This is a genomic window from Streptomyces venezuelae (assembly GCF_008642315.1).
Lineage (GTDB): Bacteria > Actinomycetota > Actinomycetes > Streptomycetales > Streptomycetaceae > Streptomyces > Streptomyces venezuelae_D.
On record NZ_CP029192.1, the window covers coordinates 6,310,492 to 6,333,759 of the forward strand.

The 23,268-nt window shown below is 73.3% G+C and carries 16 protein-coding genes and 1 other RNA gene; 9 read left to right on the forward strand and 8 right to left on the reverse strand.

Translation table 11 applies throughout. From position 1 onward, the window contains the following. Positions 1-67: 67 nt before the first annotated feature. Both rnpB and DEJ48_RS27690 read left to right on the forward strand, forming a co-directional pair. Positions 68-485: RNase P RNA component class A (rnpB, locus tag DEJ48_RS27685), an RNA gene on the forward strand. Positions 486-599: 114 nt separating this feature from the next. Continuing rightward, the gene (locus DEJ48_RS27690) at positions 600-2,003 is read left to right on the forward strand and encodes a DEAD/DEAH box helicase (RefSeq protein WP_150218944.1); all 1,404 of its coding nucleotides are present in this window, start codon (positions 600-602) and stop codon (positions 2,001-2,003) included. 30 nt (positions 2,004-2,033) lie between these two features. Here DEJ48_RS27690 and DEJ48_RS27695 read toward each other — a convergent pair whose 3' ends face one another. Further along, a complete protein-coding gene (locus DEJ48_RS27695; RefSeq protein ID WP_150218945.1) occupies positions 2,034-2,252 on the reverse strand; it encodes a response regulator transcription factor in 219 nt (72 codons plus the stop codon). 257 nt (positions 2,253-2,509) lie between these two features. Here DEJ48_RS27695 and DEJ48_RS27700 point away from each other — a divergent pair, with 257 nt between their 5' ends. The 4 genes from DEJ48_RS27700 to DEJ48_RS27715 all read left to right on the forward strand — a co-directional run bounded on the left by DEJ48_RS27700 (position 2,510) and on the right by DEJ48_RS27715 (position 15,058). After that, on the forward strand, positions 2,510-3,823 hold the full coding sequence (locus DEJ48_RS27700) for an MFS transporter (RefSeq protein WP_150218946.1): 1,314 nt from the start codon (positions 2,510-2,512) through the stop codon (positions 3,821-3,823). Further along, positions 3,820-7,080, forward strand: coding sequence for a type I polyketide synthase (locus DEJ48_RS27705; RefSeq protein WP_150218947.1), 3,261 nt, complete (start codon positions 3,820-3,822; stop codon positions 7,078-7,080). Before DEJ48_RS27700 ends, DEJ48_RS27705 begins: the two co-directional genes overlap by 4 nt. Further along, a complete protein-coding gene (locus DEJ48_RS27710) occupies positions 7,077-14,381 on the forward strand; it encodes a non-ribosomal peptide synthetase (RefSeq protein ID WP_150218948.1) in 7,305 nt (2,434 codons plus the stop codon). The genes DEJ48_RS27705 and DEJ48_RS27710 overlap by 4 nt, the downstream gene beginning before the upstream one ends. Positions 14,382-14,584: 203 nt before the next feature. Further along, the gene (locus tag DEJ48_RS27715; protein ID WP_150218949.1) at positions 14,585-15,058 is read left to right on the forward strand and encodes a hypothetical protein; all 474 of its coding nucleotides are present in this window, start codon (positions 14,585-14,587) and stop codon (positions 15,056-15,058) included. Positions 15,059-15,082: 24 nt separating this feature from the next. On the opposite strand, the gene DEJ48_RS27720 is transcribed toward DEJ48_RS27715, so the two are convergent. Beyond that, the gene (locus DEJ48_RS27720; protein ID WP_150218950.1) at positions 15,083-15,832 is read right to left on the reverse strand and encodes a hypothetical protein; all 750 of its coding nucleotides are present in this window, start codon (positions 15,830-15,832) and stop codon (positions 15,083-15,085) included. Positions 15,833-15,993: 161 nt separating this feature from the next. On the opposite strand from DEJ48_RS27720, the gene DEJ48_RS27725 reads away from it, so the two are divergent. After that, positions 15,994-16,923 (forward strand): aminoglycoside phosphotransferase family protein, encoded by a 930-nt coding sequence (locus DEJ48_RS27725; protein ID WP_150218951.1) that lies wholly within the window; start codon positions 15,994-15,996, stop codon positions 16,921-16,923. Between the two features lie 6 nt (positions 16,924-16,929). Here DEJ48_RS27725 and DEJ48_RS27730 read toward each other — a convergent pair whose 3' ends face one another. From DEJ48_RS27730 to DEJ48_RS27745, 4 genes are all read right to left on the reverse strand, one after another. Continuing rightward, positions 16,930-17,472 carry an MOSC domain-containing protein gene (locus DEJ48_RS27730; RefSeq protein WP_150218952.1) on the reverse strand — a complete coding sequence of 181 codons (543 nt, stop codon included), beginning with the start codon at positions 17,470-17,472 and terminating at the stop codon, positions 16,930-16,932. 19 nt (positions 17,473-17,491) lie between these two features. Next, positions 17,492-18,283, reverse strand: a complete 792-nt coding sequence (locus DEJ48_RS27735; protein ID WP_150218953.1) for an SAM-dependent methyltransferase — start codon at positions 18,281-18,283, stop codon at positions 17,492-17,494. Next, positions 18,273-18,728 (reverse strand): MazG-like family protein, encoded by a 456-nt coding sequence (locus DEJ48_RS27740; protein WP_223832227.1) that lies wholly within the window; start codon positions 18,726-18,728, stop codon positions 18,273-18,275. The genes DEJ48_RS27735 and DEJ48_RS27740 overlap by 11 nt, the downstream gene beginning before the upstream one ends. Positions 18,729-18,829: 101 nt before the next feature. Further along, positions 18,830-19,405, reverse strand: a complete 576-nt coding sequence (locus tag DEJ48_RS27745; RefSeq protein WP_150218954.1) for a DoxX family protein — start codon at positions 19,403-19,405, stop codon at positions 18,830-18,832. 158 nt (positions 19,406-19,563) lie between these two features. Between DEJ48_RS27745 and DEJ48_RS27750 the strand changes: the two genes are divergently transcribed. Then, positions 19,564-19,887, forward strand: a complete 324-nt coding sequence (locus DEJ48_RS27750) for a nuclear transport factor 2 family protein (protein WP_150218955.1) — start codon at positions 19,564-19,566, stop codon at positions 19,885-19,887. A 146-nt stretch (positions 19,888-20,033) separates the two neighbouring features. On the opposite strand, the gene DEJ48_RS27755 is transcribed toward DEJ48_RS27750, so the two are convergent. Then, positions 20,034-20,504, reverse strand: a complete 471-nt coding sequence (locus tag DEJ48_RS27755) for a lamin tail domain-containing protein (RefSeq protein WP_150218956.1) — start codon at positions 20,502-20,504, stop codon at positions 20,034-20,036. A 129-nt stretch (positions 20,505-20,633) separates the two neighbouring features. After that, positions 20,634-21,455 carry an SDR family oxidoreductase gene (locus DEJ48_RS27760; RefSeq protein ID WP_150218957.1) on the reverse strand — a complete coding sequence of 274 codons (822 nt, stop codon included), beginning with the start codon at positions 21,453-21,455 and terminating at the stop codon, positions 20,634-20,636. A gap of 133 nt (positions 21,456-21,588) precedes the next feature. Between DEJ48_RS27760 and DEJ48_RS27765 the strand changes: the two genes are divergently transcribed. Further along, positions 21,589-23,223 carry an alkaline phosphatase D family protein gene (locus tag DEJ48_RS27765; RefSeq protein ID WP_150218958.1) on the forward strand — a complete coding sequence of 545 codons (1,635 nt, stop codon included), beginning with the start codon at positions 21,589-21,591 and terminating at the stop codon, positions 23,221-23,223. Positions 23,224-23,268: the final 45 nt, after the last annotated feature.

Consider the following 23,268-nt stretch of genomic DNA (forward strand, 5'->3'; position numbering starts at 1 on the left):
GCGACGGCGAGGGTGGCCGCGGCGCCGACCCGGCAGGACCGGCGGGTACCATGGTCGGCACGGCAGACGAGCCGGGCGGGCGGCCGCGTGAAGACCCCTTCGGGGGCCCTTCCCGAGGAACGTCCGGGCTCCACAGGGCAAGGTGGTGGCTAACGGCCACCCGGGGTGACCCGCGGGACAGTGCCACAGAGAACAGACCGCCGGGGACCGCAAGGCCCTCGGTAAGGGTGAAACGGTGGTGTAAGAGACCACCAGCGCCTGAGGTGACTCAGGCGGCTAGGTAAACCCCACCTGGAGCAAGGTCAAGAGGAGACGCCTCTTCTCAGGAAGAGGCGCCTCTGCGCGGATGATCGAGGGCTGCCCGCCCGAGTCCGCGGGTAGACCGCACGAGGCCGGCAGCAATGCCGGCCCTAGATGGATGGCCGTCACCGCGACGTCCGCGAGGACCCGCGGTACAGAACCCGGCGTACAGCCCGGCTCGTCTGCCCCACCCGCTCCGGCCCGCCCGGAGCGGCGCACCACCCAGGCCCGCGCCCGCTGGGCCGCAGCCTGCCGGGCCTTCCTCGGTACGCGTACGCTCCCGATGCGGAAGGCCCGCCATGACCCCCCAGGACGACCGCCCCGGCACCCCCGCCGACGCCGCCCCGCCCGCCGTCTCCTCCTTCGCGGAGCTGGCACTGCCGGGCGCGCTGCTGCGGACGCTCGACGGGCTCGGCGTCACCGAGCCCTTCCCGATCCAGGCCGCCACGCTGCCCAGCGCCCTCGCGGGCCGGGACGTCCTGGGCCGTGGCCGCACCGGCTCCGGCAAGACGCTCGCCTTCGGCCTGGCGCTGCTCGCCCGGCTCGCCGGGCGGCGCGCCGAGTCCAAGCAGCCCCTCGCGCTGGTCCTCGTGCCCACCCGCGAGCTCGCCCAGCAGGTCACCGAGGCGCTCACGCCGTACGCGGAGGCGCTGCGGCTGCGCATGGCCACCGTCGTCGGCGGCATCTCGATCGCCCGCCAGGCCGCCGCGCTGCGCGACGGCGCCGAGGTCGTCGTGGCCACCCCCGGACGCCTGCACGACCTCATCGACCGCAGGGGCTGCCGACTGGGCAAGGTCCGGATCACTGTCCTCGACGAGGCCGACCAGATGTGCGACATGGGCTTCCTGCCGCAGGTCACCGAGGCCCTCGACCAGGTGCGGCCCGACGGGCAGCGCCTGCTGTTCTCGGCCACCCTGGACCGGGACGTCGACCAGCTGGTCAGCGACTACCTGAACGACCCCGTCGTGCACTCCGTCGACCCGTCCGCGGGCGCCGTCACGACGATGGACCACCACGTCCTCGTCGTCCACGGCCCCGACCGGTACGCCGTCGTCACCGAGATCGCCGCCCGCGACGGCCGCGTCCTGCTCTTCCTGGACACCAAGCACGCCGTCGACCGCCTCACCAAGCACCTGCGGGACAGCGGGGTGCACGCCGAGGCCCTGCACAGCGGCAAGTCCCAGCCGCAGCGCACGCGTACCCTCGCGCAGTTCAAGGACGGCAGGCTCCCCGTTCTCGTGGCGACCAACGTCGCGGCCCGCGGTCTGCACGTCGACGACCTCGACCTCGTCGTCAACGTCGACCCGCCGACCGACCCCAAGGACTACCTGCACCGCGCGGGCCGCACCGCACGCGCCGGCGAGTCCGGCCGCGTCGTCACCCTGGTGCTGTCCAACCAGCGGCGCGAGACCGTCCAGGTGCTGGCCGACGCCGGCGTCGAGCCGAAGACGACCAAGGTGCGTTCGGGCGAGGCGGAGCTGTCCCGGATCACCGGCGCGAAGGCCCCCTCGGGCACCCCGCTCGACGGTGGCGCGGGCCGCGCCAAGAACCACAACGCGCCCTTCCGCGGCCTCGGCAGCACCAAGGAGGGTCCCGGCGGCTCGGGCGGCAAGGGTGGCGGCAAGTCGTCCTCACGGAAGACGGCCGAGGCCCGCAAGCTCGCGGAGGCGCGCAGGGCGGCTCGGGTGCGGCGCGGGGGCTGACCACGGAGGGCGGCACTCACCGGAGGGCTGTCAGCAGTCCTCCGTGTGGCTGAGGTGGATCAGATGGGCCACCGTGGGCGCGGTGCGCTTGCTGCGGATGCGGCGCAAGTACGTGCTCACGGTGTGCACGCTGATGCCCAGACGCCGGGCGATCTGCTTGTGGGAGAGGCCATCCGCGATATGGGCCAGCACCTGACGCTCCCTGTGGGACAACGCCGGCGGGTTCGGCGGGCGGCTGCTTACTGGCATCTTCCCTCCGGGAGGGACTGTCAACACGTACGACGGCTGTAGCCGCAACGTGATCTAACCACGCTTGTGAAGAAACAGAAAGGAAACCCCGCGTACCCAGGGGAAACGCGGCGCTACTGAGGGCGACAGGCCGTGTCAAGTCCCCAATTCGAGGGACTGTGAGCGGGGTTCGGCGCGGGTGACTGTGAAGGCGGCCTCGGCTGAGCGCAGCCGTGCACGTTCTCAAGGCAGCCCGGCGCGTGGACCAGGGGGGAAGCTTGCGGTACTTTCGCCTGCTCGTCGTGGGCAACGGCATATCGGCGTACGGCAGTTACCTGAACATGGTCGCCCTCAACGTCTTCGTCTACGAGGTGACCGACAGCGCCCTGGCCGCTGGAATCTTCATGGCCGTACGCCTGTTGACCAGCGTCGTCTCCGGCTTTGTGAGCGGGCGGCTGGTCTCGGTGCACGACCGGAAGATGTTGATGGTTGGCGCCGATCTCACACAGTGCGCCGCCATGATAGCGCTGCTGATCGCGCCCGACGGGGGCCGCGCCGGACTGCTGTACGTGCTGGCCGTCGTGACCGGCTTCTGCTCGACCCTCTCCGGTGTCGCGCTGCGCAGCAGCATCCCCGAGATCGTCGGCGGCGACCTGCGGCTGCGCGCCAACTCGCTGCTCGCGACCGGGCGTTCCCTCGCCATGATCGCCGGTTTCGCCTCCGCGGGGGTCGTGGTCGCGCAACTCGGCTACGTCGCCGCGATCTCCCTCGACGCCGCCACGTTCGCGGTCTCCGCGTGCGTCCTGCTCTCCCTGCCGATCCGTACGCGGGCGCGGCGGGAGAAGGACGGGGGCGCTGAGGAGGGCGCGGCCGAGGACGGTTCGACGGGTGACTCCGGGGAGCGTGGCGTCGGCGCGCTGATCCTGCTGCGGGCCGCCCCCGTCCTCGCCCTGATGATCGCGCTCAGGGCCGCCGACGGCCTCGGCTCCTCCTCCCACAACGTGGCCCTGCCGGTCTACTCCAGCGACCTCGACCCGTCCCATCCGGCCACGTTCGTCAGCCAGTTCTGGGCGACGTGGGCCATCGGCAACATCGTCATGCAGCAGGTGTGCGGGCGGTGGGCCGGGCGCGGCGGGCGGCAGGGGCCGGGGGAGCGGGCCTTCGCGGTCGGGGCGTGCGTGATGTCGGCCGCGTTCATCGTGGTCTTCGCCGGGCTGCCCACGTACGTGGCGGTCGCGGCCGCCCTCGTCGCGGGCATGGCCGACGGGCTCACCGAGATCGCCTATGTGACCAGGCTGCAGGCCGCCCCCGACGAGCAGCGCGGCAGGCTCTTCGGCCTCTCCGCGTCGGTCGAGAACACCGGCTTCGGTCTCGGCATGCTGGTCAGCGGCGCGCTGCTCGACCGCTTCTCGCCGTTCCACGTCGTGGGGCTGCTGCACGGGTCGGCCATCGTCCTGTGCTTCGGGATGTTCGTCGCCCTGGTGCGTCAGGGGCGGAGAGCGGCGTCCGACGACCCCTTACCGGTGGCGCAGGAGCCGCCGCACCGGCAGGGCAATGAATCCGTGGAGCGCGAGAGCGAGGCCCCCCGATGACCACAGCCGCTGCCCCCGCCCGTGACGCCGTCGCCGTCATCGGCATGTCCTTCCGGCTGCCCGGCGCCGACACCCCCGAGGAGTTCTGGCGCACGATCCACGACGGCGCCGACCGCATCCGCCGCTTCACCGAGGGCGAACTCGCCGCCGCCGGGGTGCCCGAAGAGGTGTACCGGGCCGAGGAGTTCGTCGGGGCGAGCGGGGTGCTCGACGGGATCGCGGGCTTCGACGCGGCGTTCTTCGGGATGAGTGCGCACGAGGCGCGGATCACCGATCCGCAGCAGCGGCTGTTCCTGGAGTGTGTGCACCACGCGCTGGAGGACGCGGGGTACGCGGGGGGACGGTCCGGGGGTGCTCGCAACGACGTCGGCGTGTACGCGAGCACCGGCTATCACCTCTACTCCCTCCAGACGTACCTCCAGAACAACGTCCTCCAGGGCGGCATCGAGGACTGGGTCGCCGGGCTCCAGGTCACCATCGGCAACTTCACCGACTTCACCGCCAACCGCGCCGCCTACCGGCTCGGCCTGACCGGCCCCGCCGTCAACGTCCAGACGGCGTGCTCCAGTTCGCTCACGGCGGCCTGCCTCGCCGCGCAGTCCGTGGTCGCCGGGGAGTGCGACATCGCCGTCGCCGGGGCCACCGCCCTCCACGTGCCGCAGGTGCTCGGCTACCAGTACGTCAAGGGGTCCATCCTCTCCAAGAGCGGCCGCCTGCGGCCCTTCGACGCCGACGCGGACGGGACCGTCGGCGGCACGGGGGTCGTGGCGCTGGTGCTCAAGCGCCTGGACCGGGCCGTCGCGGACGGTGACCACATCCACGGCGTCATCCGGGGCTGGGGCGTCAACAACGACGGCGCGGACAAGAAGGCGTTCAGCGCGCCCAGCGCGGACGGCCAGCGCGGTGCGATCCGCCGCGCCCTGGAACGTGCGGGCGTCGACGCGGGCACGGTCGGCTATCTGGAGACGCACGGCACCGGCACGTTCAAGGGCGACCCCATCGAATTCGAGGGTGCCACCGCCGCGTTCCGCGCCGACACCGACCGCACGGGCTACTGCGCCCTCGGCTCCGTGAAGGCCAACATCGGCCACCTCGACGTGTGTTCGGGCCTGGCGAGCCTGGTCAAGACCCTCCTGGTCCTGCGGCACGGCGTCATCCCGCCGATGGCCAACTTCCGCCGCCCCAACCCCGCCCTGGACCTCGCGGCCAGCCCGTTCCACATCCCCGAATCCGCCCGGCCGTGGCCCGCGGGCGACGTGCCGCGCAGGGCCTGCGTCAGCTCGTTCGGTGTCGGCGGCACCAACGTCCACATGGTCCTGGAGGAGGCCCCGGGGCCCACGCCGAGGCCCGCCGCCGACGTGCCGCCGCCCCCGGGCGTCCTGGTGGTCTCCGGCCACACGGAGAAGGCGCTCGCCGACAACGCCGCGGCCCTCCGCGACCACCTGCGCGCCCACCCCGCGACGCACCACGCCGACCTCGTGACCACGCTGGCCCTGGGCCGTTCCCACCGGGGCCACCGGCTCGCGGTGCGCGGCGACACGGTGGCGGCGCTGACGGGGGCGCTGGACGAGTGGATCGCGGGGTCCGGACCGTCCCGGTCACGGCGGTCGGGCGGAGGCGGCGTCGGCTTCCTCTTCACGGGGCAGGGCAGCCTTCACCGGGGCGCGGCCCGTCCCCTGTACGGGCGCTTCGCCGTCGTACGCGAAGTCCTGGACGCCTGCGAGCGGCAGTTCGCCGGCCTCACCGGCGGGGGCAGCCTCCTCGGCCCGCTGCTCGGCGACGCCGGGAGCGGGGACCCAGGGGAGCCGGTCCTCGACACCGAGGTGGCGCAGCCCGCCCTCTTCGCGCTGCAGTGCGCGCTCGTCCGCCTGTGGCAGGAGGCAGGGATCGAGCCGGACGTGGTGGCGGGACACAGCGTGGGGGAGTACGGCGCGCTGTACGCGGCCGGTGTGCTCGGCGTCGAGGACGGGCTGCGGCTGACCGCGGGGCGGGGCAGGCTCATGCGGGAGCGGTGCGCGCCCGGCGCGATGGTCGCCGTCCCGACGGACGCGCACACGGCGCGGAACCTGGCGGCGGAGGTGCCCGGCGTGGAGCTCGCCGTCACGAACGGCGAACACAGTCAGGTCCTCGCGGGCCCGGCGGACGCCATGGCACGCCTGACGGAACTCCTCGCCGGGCGCGGCATCGACGTACGCGCGCTCCCGGTGCGGCACGCCTTCCACACGGCCCTCATGGACCCGGCGCTCGACGGGGTGCGGGAACTGGTCGGCGGGGTGCAGTGGCGGGGGAGCCGCGTGCCGTTCGTGAGCGGGCTCGACGGGCGTACGCGGCCGGCCGGGTGGGTGCCGGACGCCGACTATGTCGTACGTCAGGCGCGTGAGCCGGTCCGGTTCGCCGACGTACTGGGGGAGTTGGCAGCCTCGTACGACAACGTTGGCACGCTGCTGGAGATCGGCCCGCACACGACACTCAGCGGCCTCGCGCGGCGCGCGCTCCCGGACCGGGCCGGGCATCCGACGCTGCGGCGCGGCGCGGGGCTCGCACCGCTGTGGGACGCGGCCGCCGGGCTGTTCCGGGCGGGGGCGCCGGTCGCCTGGCGGGCCTTCATGGGCGGGACGGGCGGCCGGAGGATCCCGCTGCCCGGATACCGCTTCCAGCACAAGGACTACTGGACGGGGCCGGAGAACCACCTCCCCCGGCCCGTGAAACCCGAACAACCCGTACGCGAACAACCGACAAGGGATGGGGCGGCAGTGGCACAGGACGAGGCAGCGGTCGAGCGGGTGCTCCAGCACATCATCAAGGTCACCGCGAAACACCTCAGCTACGACACCAGCGAGATAGCGGAGGACGCGTCCTTCTTCGACCTCGGCGCGGACTCGCTGCAGATGATCGGGGTGCTCCGGGAACTGGAGGAGGAGCACCGGGTCAAGGTGTCGATGCGGGAGCTCTTCGAGGAGGCGGGAACGGCGCGCGGCCTGGCGGTGATCATCGCGGGCAAGGCGGCTCCGGCCCGCGCCTCGGCCCCCGCTGTGGCCCCGGCCCCCACCGTGGCCTCGGCCCCCGTGGCGGCGACCGAGGAGCGCCCGGCCGTCCACGACACTCCGCCTGCCGCCGTGGACGCCACGCGTCAGGACGCGTACGCCACCCGTCATGAGGTCGAAGAGCTCCGGCGGCAGCTCCAGCAGCTCACGCAGGTGCAGCTCCAGCTGATGGGACAGCTCTCCCAGCTGCTCACCGCGCAGGCGGGCCGATGACCGGGGGAGCGGACACCGTATCCGCCGCCGTCGACCAGGACCTCGCCGCGATGGCCGAGCTCTCGCGGCGCATCGCCCGGCAGATGGACACCCCGCAGGAGGCGCAGCCCCCGGCCGAGTCCCCGGCGCCCCGCCCGGCCCAGCACGGGCCGCGCCTGGAGGTCGCCCGCGGCTCCGGCATGATCCGCGGCAACGCGACCGACACGCAGCGGGCCCATCTCGACGACCTGGTGCGCCGCTACACCGCGAAGACGCCCACGTCGAAGAGCATCGCCCAGCGCTACCGGCGCGTGCTCGCCGACAGCAGGGCGGCGGTCGGCTTCCGCAGCAGCACGAAGGAGATGCTGTATCCGATCGCGGGGCGCCGGGCGCGGGGGTCGTGGCTGGAGGACATCGACGGCAACCGGTACGTCGACATCACGATGGGCTTCGGCGTCCTGCTCTTCGGGCACGAGCCCGCCTTCGTCACCGAGGCGGTCCGCGAGCACCTCTCGCGCGGCATCCAGCTCGGCCCGCGCAACGTGGAGACCGGCGAGGCCGCCGAGCTGCTCGCCGAGCTGACCGGGATGGAGCGCGTCGCCTTCGCCAACTCCGGTACGGAGGCGAACTCCGCGGCGATCCGGCTCGCCCGCGCCGCCACGGGACGCTCCCGCATCATCACGTTCGAGGGCGCGTACCACGGCCACAACGACAACGTGCTCGGGCGCTCCCCGCGCACCGGCGGCGAGGGCCTGACGACGGTCCCGATGTCCGCGGGCGTCCCGCAGGGCGCCGTCGCCGACCTGCTCGTCCTGCCGTACGGCGGGGAGGAGAGCCTCGCCGTCATCGAGCAGCAGGCCGCCGACATCGCCGCGGTCGTCGTCGAGCCCGTGCAGAGCCGCCACCCGTCGCTCCGGCCCGCCGACTTCGTACGCCGCCTGCGCGAGCTGACCCGTCGGCACGGCATCGTGCTCCTCTTCGACGAGATGCTGACCGGCTTCCGTCCCGCGCCGCGCGGCGCCCAGGAGCTCTACGGGGTCACGCCCGACCTCGCCACGTACGGGAAACTGCTCGGCGGCGGCTTCCCCATCGGTGCCATCGCCGGCCGCGCCGACATCATGGACGGCATCGACGGCGGCCACTGGAGCTACGGGGACGACAGCTACCCGGCCGCCGACACCACGTTCTTCGGCGGTACGTACATCCAGCACCCGGTGTCGATGGTCGCCACCCGCGCCGTGCTCGCCCACCTCAAGGAGCACAGCCCGCGCCTCCAGGAGCGGCTGAACGCCCGCACGGACGAACTGGCCGCCACGCTCAACTCGTTCTTCGAGGCCGAGGGATACGCGCTGAGCATGAGCCACTTCGGCTCGATGTTCCGCTTCGAGCACCGCGCGGACATGGAACTCCTCTACCACCACCTGATGCTGCGCGGCGTGCACGTGTGGGAGTGGCGCAACTTCTTCCTGTCCACCGAACACTCCGACGGCGACGTCGAGTTCATCGCGGAAGCGGTGAAGGACTCGCTCCGGGAGTTGCGCGGGGCCGGGTTCCCGCTCGGGAACAAGCCCGCGGTGCCCGCGCGGAGGGCCACTCCCGAGGCGGTTCCCGTTCCCGGGGCGGCTCCCGTTCCCGCGGCGAAGCCTAAGGCCATGGCCTGGAACCGTGCGGCCGTGACCGCTCAGCGGCCGGAGCGGCCGGAGCGGCCGGAGGGGGCGGAACGGAAGTCCCGCCCCCTCGACTTCGGCGTCTACTTCTTCGGCGACTATCCGCAGGACGACGACGCGACCTCCGGGCACGGCAAGTACGACCACCTCCTGGAGACGGCCCGGTTCGCCGACCGCCACGGCTTCCACTCCCTGTGGATCCCCGAGCGGCACTTCCACTCCTTCGGCGGCCTCTTCCCCAACCCCGTCGTCCTCGCCGCCGCGCTCGCCCGCGAGACCGGGCGCATCCGCATCAACGCGGGTTCCGTCGTGCTGCCGCTGCACGACCCGATCCGGGTGGCCGAAGAGTGGTCGATGGTCGACAACCTCTCCGGCGGCCGGATCGGCATCGGCTGCGCGAGCGGCTGGCACGCCAACGACTTCGTCTTCTTCCCCGAGCGCTTCGGCTCCCACAAGGAGCTGATGTACGAACAGGTCGCGGAGGTACGGAAGTTGTGGCGCGGCGAGGCGGTGCGCCGCACCACCGGGAAGGGGGAGAGCGACCTGCGGCTGTTCCCCCGGCCCGTGCAGGACGCGCCGCCGATGTACACGGCGGTCGTCGGCAACCCCGCGTCGTACGAGCTCGCGGCCCGCAACGACGTCGGCATCGTCACCAACCTCATGACCCAGAGCGTCGAGCAGCTACGCGACAACGTCGCGCTCTACCGCCGTACGCGCGCCGAGTGCGGCCTCGACCCGGACGCCGGGCACGTGGCCGTGCTGCTGCACACCTACCTCGCCGAGGACCACGCGGCGGCCCGCGCCGTCGCACGCGACCCCCTGGCGCGGTACATGCGCTCGTCCCTGTCCCTGTTCGGCAACGTGGCGAACAGCCTGGGCCAGAAGATCGACATGTCCGCCCTGAGCGAGGACGACCTGGATGTGGTCTTCCGCCGCGCCTACGACCGCTACTGCGACCAGCGCGCCCTCATCGGCAGCCCCGAGAGTGTGCGGCCCGTCGTGGACGCGGTGCGCGCGGCGGGCGCGGACGAAATCGTCGGGCTCGTCGACTTCGGCGTGGAGCCGACGGCGCTGCGGGAGGGGCTGCGGCACTTCGACGCGCTGCGCGGCGCGCACGAGAGCGCGCCCGTGCCGGTGGCCGCCGACCGGGGCGCGCCGCTCTCCCCGGGTCAGCAGCGTGTCTGGTTCCTGGAGCGGATGCTGCCGGGCCGCACCGCGTACAACGAGACCAAGGCCATCGAGCTCGAAGGCCCGCTGGACGTCCCGGCGCTGCGGGCCGCGCTCGGCGACCTGGCCGCGCGCCACGGTCAGCTGCGCACCGTCTTCCGTGAAGTGGCGGGGGAGGCACGCCAGTTCACGCGCCCGCCGGGCGGGGTGGACTTCGAGGTCGTCGACGGCACGGGGGGCGGGGACGCCGTCGCCGCCGTCCTCGCGCACGAGAGCGAGCGCCGCTTCGACCTGGCGGAGGGCCCGCTGTTCGTCACACGTCTCGTCCGGCTCGGCGAGCGGCGGCACGTCCTCGTGCTCTCCCTGCACCACATCGTGATGGACGCGGCGTCCGCGGCCGTGCTCGCCCGCGATGTGTCCGCCCTCTACCGAGCCCGGCTGCGGGGCGAGCCGTCGACGGACCTCCCGGCCCTCACCCGCACCTACGCGGACCACGCCCGCACCCAGCTCGACTCCCTGGGCGGCCCCGAGGCGGCCGAGGACCTGGCGTACTGGAAGAAGGCGCTCGACGGCGACCTGCCCGTCCTCGACCTGCCGACCGACCGGCCGAGGCCCGCGGTGATGACGTCCAACGGCCGGGCCCTGTTCCGCACCCTGGACCCCGAACTGTCCACACGGTTGCGGGAGTTCAGCCGGACCCGCCGCAGCACCCTCTTCATGACCCTGCTCGCCGGCTACGCGGCCGCGCTGCACCGGGTCACCGGCCAGGACGATCTGGTCGTCGGCACGCCGATGTCCGACCGCAAGCCCGAGTACGAGGACGTCATCGGCTTCTTCGTCAACACGCTCGCGCTGCGCCTCGACCTCTCCGGGGACCCGGACTTCACCACGCTCCTCGACCGGGTGCGCGGGGTGGCCCTGGACGCGTACGACCACGCCGGCGTGCCCTTCGAGGCGGTCGTGCGGGAGCTGGCGCCGCCGCGCACCCTGGACCGTACGCCCGTCTTCCAGACGCTCGCCGAGTTCGAGACGGGCGACCCGTTCCTCTTCGACCTGCCCGAGGTGCGGGCGACACCGCTCGACTCGGGCCCGGACAAGGCGCTGACCGACCTCAGCGTCTACTTCACCGACCTGCCGGACGGCATCCGCTGCCACCTGGAGTACCACACGGACCTCTTCGACGAGGCGACGGTCGACGCGCTCTTCGGGACGTTCAGGGGCATCCTCGCGGAGGCGGTGGGCGCGGACCTCACGGACCCGGACCCCGCGGGCGCGGTGCCGGGGGAGTGGCGCCACGGGCCGGTCCGGCAGCGGACGAGCAGCACGGTCGACTCGCTGACGTCGCGGTGGGCGCAGGTGGCCCCCGGCCGTACGGCGGTGATCAGCGGCGAAGGCGAGCTGACGTACGGAGAGTTGGAGGAGCGCGCGGAGCGGCTCGCGGCGGTGCTGCGTACGGCGGAAGGGCCCGGCACACCGGTCGCGCTGTGGCTGCCGCGCGGCGCCGACCTGATCGTCGCGATGCTGGCGGCCCTCAAGTCGGGGCGCGGGTACGTCCCCCTGGACCCGGCCCAGGGCACGGCGCGGGCCGAGGCGGTCCTCGCGGAGTGCGGGGCGCGGGTTCTGGTGACGGGCACGAGCGCGGACCCGGGAGCCGGGCGACCGAAGGTCCCGGCCGGGACGGCGCTGGTGGACGTCTCGGCGAGCATGACGGCCCGCCGGGACGGAACCACGGCCCCCGACACCGCGACCGCCGCCCCCGACTCCCTCTGCTTCGCCATCTACACCTCCGGCAGCACCGGGACCCCCAAGGGCGTCGCCCTTCCGCACCGGGCCGTCGTCGATCTCTGCCAGTGGCACCACGAGCGGTTCGGGTTCACCGTGGACGACCGCAGTGCCGCCGTCTGCAGCCAGGGCTTCGACGCCGCCGCCCTGGAGATCTGGCCGGCGCTGACGGCGGGTGCCACCGTCGTCGTGGCGGACGAGGCGGTTCGCAAGGATCCGGCCGCGCTGGCCCGCTGGTACGCGGACCGGGGCGTCACCTTCTCGATCCTGCCGACCGCCCTCGGCGAGGCGGTCCTCGCCCTTCCCGAGCCCCAACAGCCGCCTCTGCGTCACCTGTTGCTCGGCGGCGATGTGATGCGGGCCCGCCCGCGCCCCGGCGCGCCGTACGAGACGGTCAACGTGTACGGGCCGACCGAGGTGACCGTGCTGTGCACGGCCGAGACGGTCGGGCCGCGCTCCCCGGACGGACCCGACCTGCCGATCCCGATCGGCCGGCCCGTCCACAACGTCACCCTCCGGGTGCTCGGCGCGGACGGCCGCGAGGTTCCCGCCGGGGAGGTCGGGGAGCTGTACGTCGGCGGGCCCGGCGTGGCCACCGGGTACCTGGGGCGGCCCGAGCTGACGGCCGAGCGCTTCGTGCGTGATCCACACGGCACCGGCGGGCGGATGTACCGCACCGGCGACCTGGTGTGCTGGAGGGGTGACGGCGCCCTGGAGTTCCGCGGCCGTACGGACGACCAGGTGAAGGTGCGGGGTCACCGTGTCGAGCCCGAAGAGGTGTCCCGCGCGCTCAACGGCCTCGCCGGGGTGCGCGACGGCGTCGTGCTTGCCCGTCGCGACCGCCACGGCGACGCCCGCCTCGTCGCCTACGTGGTGCGCGACGGCGCGCACGACCCCGGCGTCGCCGCGCAGGAGCTCTGCGAACGGCTGACGGCCGGCCTCGCCGAGCGGCTGCCCGACCACCTCGTGCCCCGCGCCTGGGCCGTCCTGCCCGGCCTTCCGCTGTCCGGCAACGGCAAGCTTGACCGCGCCGCCCTGCCCGCGCCCGGCATCGTGACCAACCCCGAGACGCCCCCGCACGCAACCGGTTCCGCGCAGTCGGGGGCCGCGGACGCGGCGTCCGTCGAGGCGCGGCTCAAGCGGCTCTGGGCCGAGGAGTTCGAGGTCGACGCGTCGGCTATCGCGCCGGACGCGTCCTTCTTCGAGCTCGGCGGGCATTCCCTCACGGCGATCCGGCTGGCCAACGGCGTACGGGAGGAGTTCGGCACGGAGTACCCCGTGGCGCGCTTCTACGAGGAGCCCACGTTCCGGGCGATGGCCGCCCACCTGGCGCGGGACGGGGTCCGCCCGGCGGCGGGCGGTGAGACCGCGGAGCCCGGCGACACGCCTGCCCGTGCCCCTCTCACCGCCCAGCAGTCCGCCTTCCTCACCCGCCACCGCACCCATCCGCGCCCGCAGATCTACAACGTGGCGATGCGGCTCACCCTGACGGGAGCGCTCGACGTACCGGCCCTGCGCACCGCGCTCACCCGGCTCGTCGCCCGGCACGAGGCGCTGCGGACGCGCTTCGTGGCGGACGGCGAGGGGGAGTGGTGGCAGGAGGCGTTGCCGGCGCGGCCCGTGGCCCTGCCCGAGGAGGACCTGTTCGCGCGGCTCGGGTCGGCGGACGCCGCGGCCGACGAGGCGGAGCGGCTGGCGGGGGATGCGGTGGCCGTCCCCTTCGACATCGAGGCCGAACTCGCGCCCGTGCTGCGGCTGATGCGGGTGGACGGCGACCGCTGGGTGCTGCTCTTCGTCCTGCACCACGCGGCCTGCGACGGCTGGTCGGTCAGTCTGCTGCTGCGTGAGCTGGCGGCGCTGTACGGGGCCGCGGCCACCGGGGCCCCCGACGGCCTGCCCGCCGCCGAGAGCCTTCCGCAGCCGGGCGAGTACGCGCGCTGGCAGCGCGAGCAGACCCGTACGCAGGACAAGGGCCGCCTGGTCGACTACTGGGCGCGGGAGTTGGCGGGCGCGCGGTACGGGATGCCGCTGCCGCTTGACCGGGTCCGTCCGGCGGAGCTGAGCGGTGCGGGCGACGTCGTCCTGTTCACGGTGGACAAGGAGGCGCGCGCCGACGTGGAGGCGCTGGCGCGACGGCACCGTACGACTCCCTTCGTGGTGACGGCGGCCGCGTTCGCGCGGCTGGTCGCTGAGGTGGGGGAGCAGGGCCCTGACGTCGTGCTCGGCATCTCCCACGCCAACCGCGAGCGGCGCGAGTTCGAGGCGCTGGCGGCCTGCACGGTGTCGTCCTTCACGCTGCGGGTCCGGGGCGATGCGGACGCGTCGTTCGGGGAGCTGGTGGACCGGGCGGCGCGGGCCGCGGTCGGTGCCATCGACCATGCGGCGCCGCTCCGCGCGGTGGCGGCGGACGTGGGTGCGGTGCTGGGCACGGAGGTGCCGGACCGGCTGCCGCTGGGGTTCCAGTACCAGAGCTCGCTGGAGACCGAGGTCGAACTGCCGGGCCTGGCCACGGCGGTCGAGGACCTCGCGGTCCCGGGCGCACGCTCCGAGTTCAACTTCGGGCTGATCCCGACGGGCGACGTGCTCTCCGGGTATCTGGAGTACTCGACCGACCTGTGGGACCGGTCCACGGTCGAGGCCTGGACCGAGGCGTACGTGCGGCTCCTGGCGAAGGAGGTGGGGGAGGCGCTCCGGGGCGAGAGGTGAGTCCGGGGGGAGGGGGCCACGTGGGGTGAGAGGGGCACGTGCGCTGCACGGCCGGAATTGGTCGTGACATGTCAAGAATCATCAAGCCTTGCCTTGTCACTCCAAGGTCCCTGTGCCTCAATGGGCGGCGGGCCGGACAGCTGACTACCCGTCAGGAATGCGAGGCCCCCGCCCTCCCCCCACCCCACGAAGGCAGGTCCCCCATGCGGAACGGCAGACTCGGCAGAGGAATCGGCACGGCTCTCGGCGTCGGCGCCCTCGCCGTCGGTGCGCTCGCGACGGCGCCCGCGGCGGGCGCCGTCGAACCGCAGAGCGCCACGCTCTCGTTCGACTGCGGAACGTACGGCTCGGGCACGGCGACGCTCTCCGCGAGCCAGGACGGCACCAGCGCGACCATCGAGGTGTCGACCTCGGCGATAAAGGCCCCGATCGACATCGGAGCGGGCTCGGTGAACTCGACGCTCACCCTCGCGAAGAACGGCTCGGGGACGACCGACTTCACCGGCAGCTCCAACCCGGCCATCCCGGCGGGCGGCGACGTCTCCACCGGACCGCTCACCGGGACCGTCGCCGCGGGCGACAGCCTGGAGGGCACGTCCCTGAAGATCGTCGTCTTCGGCCTCACGGTGACGTGCGACGCGACGTCGGCGCAGTCACCGGGACCGTTCGTCTTCTGACCCGCACCCTCCGACCCGCACCCCTCACACCGCGGCGAGGGGGCGCCAGTACTGCTCCGTCCCCTCGTCGCGTACGACGTAACCGAGCTCCCGTACCGTCCCGCCGAGGTCACCGGCGTCCCGCGGCGCCTTCCGCTTCAGCGCGGCCTCGCGCGCCGCGAGCAGCGCGTGGACCTCGGCGGGGAGGTCCGGGGTGCCGGGAATCCAGCGGCGGAACAGTGCCGCGTGCGGGTCGCTGTCCCGCCACGGGTAACCGTGTGCGCGGAACGCCCCGGCCAGCGCGGCGGCGCGCGGTGCGTGCGCGCCGCGCACGAGTTCGCCCGAATCCGTGCCGAGCAGCACGAGCTGCTTGCCGTCGAGGAACACCGCCGAGACGTCGGCGCGTGCGAAGGCCCGGGGCCGGCTGTCCCGCACGACCTCCACCCGCTCGTCGGTGAGCGTCAGGCTCATCTCCTCCGCGTGCGCGGCGAGGACGAGCAGGACACCGGCGACGAGGCCCGCCGCCACGAAGAGCCCGAGCTGCCAGGGCGCGTCGAGCCTGCCGAGGAACTCGATGCCGTCCCGCCACGGCAGTACCGGCGACCCGGACGCCCAGCGGGCGAACGGCGGCAGCGCGAGCCCGAGCAGCAGCCCGAGGAGCGGCGTGCCGACGAGCAGCACCAGCAGGTCGCTCCGCGGGTGACCGAGGCGGGTGGCCGCGCCTGGCGCCCCGCCGTCCTCCTCGCCGTACCGCCCGCCCCGTACCTCGCTGTTCCCGCGCTCTTTGCCCGGCATCTCGTGGACTCCGTTCCGCCCGTCGACCGTCTTCACTCCGGACGCTAGGAGGGAGGAGGGGCGTCGCACAGCGGCCGAAAGTCGGTCCCGCACCTACTTCGGTAGCCATCCCCCGCGAAACCCGGTCGCCGTCGCGCCACGGCGCCTCTACCGTGCCGATCATGCTTCCCGAAGTGACCACGGACGAAGAGTGGGACCGCGTCGTCCCCGACGACACGATCGTGCGGCCCGCCGCCGAGGACCTGTGCGCCCGCCTCGGGCTCGCCGGGGCGCGCCTCACCCGCTACTCCGCGGGCTCCCAGCCGGTCTACGCGGTCGGCGACGCCCACGTACTGAAGCTGTTCCCCGGGACGGCCGCGCGGGACGCCGTCACCGAGGCCCGCGTCCTCGGCCATGTGGAGGGCCGCCTCCCCGTCCCCACGCCCCGCCTGCATGCCGAGGGGCCGTACGAGAACGGCTGGCGCTACGTCCTGATGTCCCGCCTGCCCGGCGAGGACCTCTCCGCCGCCTGGCCGCGCATCCCGCGCGCCGACCGCGAGCGCGTCGTCACCGACGCCGCCGAAGCGCTCGCCGCGCTCCACGCGCTCGACCCGGCCCCGCTCGCCGACGTCCTCGGGCCCGGCGACTGGGGCGCGTTCGTCGACCGGCAGCGGGCCGGAGCGGTCGCCCGCCAGCGGAAGTGCGGACTGCCGGAGGCCTGGCTGGAGCAGCTCCCCGTGTTCCTGGACTCCGTGCCGCTGCCCGACGCGGGGAGCGTACGGCCGGCGCTGCTGCACACCGAGTTCATGCGCCAGCACTTGATCGTCGACCCGGCCGACGGCTGGCGGCTCACCGGGCTCTTCGACTTCGAGCCCGCGATGATCGGCGATCCCGCGTACGACTTCGTGGGCGTCGGCCTCTTCGTCACGCGCGCCGAACCGGGCCTGCTCGCCCGCTTCATGAAGGCGTACGGCCGGACGTTCGAGCCACGTCCGCTGCTCGCGTACACCCTGCTCCACGTGTACAGCAATCTGCCCTGGTACCTGCGGGAACTGCCCGCTCCGCCGGAGCCGACGCCGGACGCGCTGGCGGAGGCGTGGTTCGGGCGGTAGAGCCCGTCAGACGGTCCGCAACGGCCGGTGCGGGCCCTCCGGCAGCACGACGCCGATCGCGTCGCCGGGGCGGACCTCGCCGCCGCGGCGCACGACGCTCATCACGCCCGCCTTGTAGAAGACGGTCCCCGACGCGTCACGGCCGACGACTTTCTTCATCAGGCCGGCCTGGTAGTCGTCGATCTGCCGGCAGGGGTTGCGCAGGCCCGTGATCTCCAGGACCGCTTCGTCGCCCAGGTGCAGAAGGGCGCCGGTGGGGAGGCCCAGGAGGTCGATGCCGCGCGTGGTGACGTTCTCGCCGAGCTCGCCGGGCGCCACGGTGAAGCCGTCCTTGGCCAGCTCGTCGAAGAGCTCCTCGTGCATGAGGTGGACCTGGCGCAGGTTCGGCTGGTCCGGGTCCTGCGCGACACGGAAGCGGTGCTTCACCTTCGTACCCGCGTGCACGTCCCCCTCGACGCCGAGGCCCGTGAGCAGCGTGACGCTCTCACGGGTCGGCTTGGTGAAGGAGTACGTTGCGTTGCTGCTGACCGCAGCGACCGTGGCGCCCATACGGCGACCCTAACCCGCCTCAGCCCACCGGAACCAAGGTCAGATAGGTGATGCCGAGCACTCCGCGGTAGCCGCGCAGCCACGACGAACGCTGGGCGTCCACGCGTGCGCGGGTCTCCGCCGCCTCCGGGTGGTCGGGATGCGCCGCCAGCCACTCCTCGACGTCGGCACGGTAGCCCGACTCGAACTCCTCCCACTCGTCCACGCCCGCCGTCTCCACCCGCAGCGGGCGGAATCCGGCCTCGATCGCCGCGTCCACGAGGTCCCCCAGGTACAGGTGCTCGCCGGCGTCGGCGTCCGGCCACATCCCGGCCAGCTCCCGCGCGGTGGGCTCGCGCTCCCAGAAGCCCTCGCCGAGCACGACACGGCCGCCCGGCTCGACCAGGCCCCGCAGCGCGCGGAGCGCCTCGACGGTGGCCAGGGCGGGTGCGGCGGAGCTGAGGGCCTGGCTCGCGCCGAGGCACAGGACGACGTCGGCGGGGCCGCGGGCGGTGTCCCGCGCCGTCTCCTCGACGAACAGGACCCGGCCGTCGAGCCCGCGCTCCTTCGCGGCCGCCCGGCCGCGGTCCAGGTCCTCGCCCTTGATGTCGACGCCGATGCCGGTGGCGCCGGGGACGGCTTCGAGGACGCGGAGCAGCAACTCGCCCCACCCGCAGCCCAGATCGAGCACGGTGCGCGGACCGGACGCGGCGAGGCGCTCGACGAGCCGCTGTGCGCGGGCTTCGGAGAGGGGGCCGTGGAAGGTGAGGCGGGTGAGGCGCGGCGGCCGTTCGCCGTCGGCGGGAGTCGTCTCGCTGGTCTCAGTGGTCATGAACGGGGACGCTAGCCCGACGACCGGCGGGCGGCACAACGGTTTTGGTGCCGCCGTGGGCCGTGGAGCGTTCGTCGACGCGGCGCAGGTGGTCGGCGAGGACGGCCGCCGCGTCCGGGGTGAGCGTGCGCAGGGCGACCATGGCGGTGACGATGACGTCGCAGAGCTCGGCCCGCACGTCGTCCCAGCTGTGCGTGGTGCCCTTGCGCGGGTTCTGCCCCGTGGCCCCGATCACCGCCTGCGCGACCTCGCCGACCTCTTCCGAGAGCTTCAACATGCGCAGCAGCAGGGCTGCTTGGGGCTGCTGCTGGTTGTGCGCGTCGAGCCAGGCGTGGAGCCGCTCGACGGTGGGCCAGGGGTCGCCGTCGGCGGGTTCGGCGGGTTCGGCGGGTTCGGCGGGGGAGGCGGGCTGGGCGGGGGAGGGGGGCTGCTGCTCGTCGTCCATGCCCCGCAGACTGCCACGAGCCCTGCCGTGCTTCTCCCGTCGGGCGACGGCGGGCGCCCCGGACCCGCGGGCCCGGGCCCCGCGCGCCGGGCCTCAGCGCGCTAGGCCCCCCGCGCCGCCGTCTCGTCGTTGTCCGCCGCGGGCTCGTCGGGTCGCGCCGCCGCGCGTACGTTCTTGTTCCTCGCGCCGATCGTCGCGAGCACCCCGACCGCCGTGCCCGCGAGTGCGGCGGGGACCATCCAGGAGCGGTTGAGGGAGTGGCCGAGCGCGTGGTCGGCGGAGTAGCGGCCGGGTCCGGTGACGGCGAGTGCGGCGGAGACCATGCCGAGGAACGCCGGGTACTCGTAGCCGCCGCCCTGGCTGAAGAAGCCGTTCGGCGCATGCACGGCCGCTGCGCCCGCCATCGCGCCTGCCGCCGCCGAGCCCGCCGCGGGCGTCGCGAGCCCGAGCGCGAGGAGCGCGCCGCCGCCCGCCTCGCAGAGACCGGCGACGACGGCGTTCAGGCGGCCCGGCGCGTATCCGACGGATTCCATGAAGGCGCCGGTGCCCGCGACACCGCCGCCGCCGAACCAGCCGAACAGTTTCTGGGCGCCGTGGGCGGCGAGCACGCCGCCGGTTCCCGCGCGGAGCAGCAGCAGCCCGAGGTCACGGCGGTCCAGGCACGTGCAGGTGGTCATGGGAACTCCTGGTTCGGCCCCTCGGCGGGGTGGCGGTCGCGTCCGCCTCCACCGTCCACCGGACCGGCCCCGGCCACCCGGTCACCGGGCCGTACGGGTGACGCCCGTACGGCGGGGCAGCGGTGGCGGCGGGCCGCGCCCGGTGTGAGCGTGAACCCATGAGCATCCAGGTGAACCGGCTCGCGGACCCCACGGTCCGGGCCTTCGTGACCGCGGTGAACTCCCACGACAAGGCCGCCTTCGAGGCCCTGCTCGCGCCCGGCGCGACCATGTCGGACGACGGCACGGACCGTGACGTCGCCGACTGGACGGACCGCGAGATCTTCTCGTCCAACGGCCACATGGACGTCGAGTCGGAGGCGGACGGAGGCCGCGTGCTGACGGTCTCGTACCGCAACGACGCCTGGGGGGAGATGCGTACGAAGTGGCGCTTCACCGTCGACGACGGGAAGGTCACCCGCTTCGAGACGGGCCAGGCCTGACGGAACGTCGTAAGAGCGTCCGTCGAAAGGCCTTCCATCGCGGGGGTTCCGTCGCAGGGCGACCGTTCCGCGGCGCGGAACGTTCCCGCGGCCCCAACCGCGGGCCCCCGCCGCGGAGCGGTCGCCCTCCCCTCCCCTGATGGTGGTCAGTGGCAGCTGATGGAGCCCGAGGCCAGCCGCGTCCACTTGCAGGAGTCGAGCTGCGAGCCGCTCGGCTTGATCAGGCGGGCCTTGTCGCCGGTGTTGTTCCAGACGTAGTTGGTACGGCCCCAGTAGCGCACGCCGGAGGCGTTGGAGCCCTTGCCGGTGCGGACCTTGACGGTCTTGCCGGCGCCGATGTTGTAGCTGCCGAAGGTGTACGTGTAGCCGGTGTCGTCCTTCAGCTTGTAGCCCTTGAGCTGGACCGCCGAGCGGCCGCTGTTGTGGATGTTCACCCACTCCGCGTTCAGCGAGGAGTTCGAACGGCTGTCCCGGCCCGGGCTGTCGTACTGGATGGTGCCGAGGTGCAGACCGCCCTGGTGACGAGCCGTCGCGGCCGACGCGGGGGACGCGGCGAGCAGCGACACCGACAGGGCGGCGGCGGCGAGGACGGCGGGGGCCGTGGTGCGTATGCGCAAGGAGTGCTCCAAGTGTGAAGTTCTCGTGGAGAGGAACTGAGCATAAGGGGAGCAGTGACCCCGATTGATGCGGTAGTTCCTATTCCACTTGTGGAGATCTCGCGCCGGCCCCCGGGCCGCGCCATCGCCTCAGCCGCGCCCCACGTACGGCATGTTCGTCGCGAGCACCGTCGCGAACTGAACGTTCGCCTCCAGCGGCAGCTCCGCCATGTGCCGCACCGTGCGGGCCACGTCCGACACGTCCATCACCGGCTCGCTCGCCAGCTCGCCGTTGGCCTGGAGGATGCCGGACTGCATGCGTTCGGTCATGTCGGTCGCGGCGTTGCCGATGTCGATCTGGCCGACCGCGATCCGGTACGGCCTGCCGTCCAGGGAGAGGGACTTCGTCAGGCCGGTCAGGGCGTGCTTCGTCGCCGTGTACGCCACCGAGTTGGGGCGCGGGGCGTGCGCCGAGATGGAGCCGTTGTTGATGATGCGGCCGCCCTGGGGGTCCTGCTCCTTCATCTGCCGGAACGCCGCCTGCGCGCACAGGAAAGCGCCGTTCAGGTTGGTGTCGACGACGTGGCGCCAGGCGTCGTAGGGGAGTTCCTCGACCGGGACGCCGCCGGGGCCGAACGTGCCGGCGTTGTTGAAGAGGAGGTCCAGGCGGCCGAAGGCGTCGCCGACGCGGGCGAAGAGGGCCGCCACGTCCTCGGGGCGCGACACGTCCGTACGCACGCAGACGACGGCGTCGTCCCGCGCGCCCGACCCGGCGGCCGCGAGGGCCGCCGTCTCCTCCAGGGTCTCGGTGCGGCGGCCCGCGAGCGTCACGGACCAGCCCGCGGCGAGCAGTTCGAGGGCGACGGAGCGGCCGATCCCGGACCCGGCGCCGGTCACCACGGCGACCTTGGACGAGGCTCCGGAAGGGGTGGTCCCCGACCCGTTCGATGCGGCAGTTCGCTCAGCGTTCATGGCCCCGCAGCGTACGGGAGGGGCGTCCACGCGGACATCATCCGCCCGCCATACGGGTGTTGTGTACGCGACAGTCGCGCGTCGTCCCCCACTACTTCCATGCCCCTGACACCAATCGTCAGGGGAGGGCCACATGACCAACGCAGGCCAGCAGCACGCACCCGAGATCCGGGCCGCCGCCCAGCACGTGGGACGCCGTCGCTTCCTCACCGTCACGGGCGCCGCCGCCGCACTCGCCTTCGCCACCAACCTGCCCACCGCGGGCGTCGCGGGCGCCGCCGAGCTCGACGCCCGGCGCCTCGCGGACAACCCCTTCACCCTCGGCGTCGCGTCGGGCGACCCGCAGCCCACCTCGGTCCTGCTCTGGACCCGCCTCGCCCCCGCCCCCTACGAGCCCGGCGGCGGCCTCCCGCAGCAGCGCGTCACCGTCCAGTGGGAGGTCGCCCACGACGCCCGGTTCCGGCGCGTCGCCAGACGGGGCACGGTCACCGCGCACCCCGAGTTCAGCCACACCGTGCACGTCGAGGCGGACCACCTGCTCCCGGGCCGCACCTACTACTTCCGCTTCAGGACCGGCAGCTGGATCAGCGAGACCGGCCGCACCCGCACCGCGCCCCACCAGGGCGCCCGCCCCGGCAGCCTCACCCTCGCCGCCGTCTCCTGCCAGGCGTACCACGACGGGTACTTCACCGCGTACAAGCACCTCGCCCAGGACGATGTCGACGTCGTCTTCCACCTCGGCGACTACCTCTACGAGTACGCGGTCAACGCGGTCGGCGGCGCCCGCAACTACACCGACCGCACGCTGCCCGCGCACTTCAACAAGGAGACGAAGACCCTGGAGGACTACCGCCTGCGGTACGCCCTCTACAAGCACGACCCCGACCTGCGCGCCGCACACGCCGCGCACCCCTTCGTCGTCACCTGGGACGACCACGAGACCGAGAACAACTACGCCGACGACATCTCCGAGAACGACGACCCGCCGGCCGAGTTCCTGCTGCGCCGCGCCGCCGCCTACCGCGCCTACTGGGAGAACCAGCCGCTGCGCCGCGCCCAGCTGCCGAGCGGACCCGACCTGCAGCTCTACCGGCGCCTCACCTGGGGCACGCTCGCCCAGTTCGACATCCTGGACACCCGCCAGTACCGCTCCGACCAGGCCTACGGCGACACGGCCCACGTCCCGGGACCCGAGTCGGACGACCCGGCGCGCAGCATCACCGGCGCCACCCAGGAGCGCTGGCTCATCGACGGCTGGCGCCGCTCGAAGGCCCTGTGGAACGTCGTACCGCAGCAGGTCGCCTTCTCCGAGCGCAGGCTGGACCTCAACGCGCAGGCCAAGCTCTCCATGGACGCCTGGGACGGCTACCGCGCCTCCCGCAAGCGGGTCCTGGCGGGCGCCGAGGCCGCGCGCCTGGACAACCTCATGGTCCTCACCGGCGACGTGCACGTCGGCTACGCCTTCGACATCAAGGACGACTTCGACGACCCCTCCTCGAAGAACGTCGGCACGGAGATCGTCGCCACGTCCATCGCGAGCGGCAAGGACGGCGCGGACAAGCCCGCCAACTGGAACACGCTCATGAAGGCCAACCCGCACATGAAGTTCTACAACGGCCGCCGCGGCTACGTGACCGTCGCCCTCGACCGCAACTCCGCGCTCGCCGACTTCAAGACGGTCCCCGTGATCACCAAGCCGGGCGCCCCCATCAGCACGGCTGCGTCCTTCGTGACGGAGGCGGGAAACCCGGGCCTGCACCCGGCGTAGCCGGAAACCGGTCCGTACCACCCACCCACAGCTGCGACGATAGAA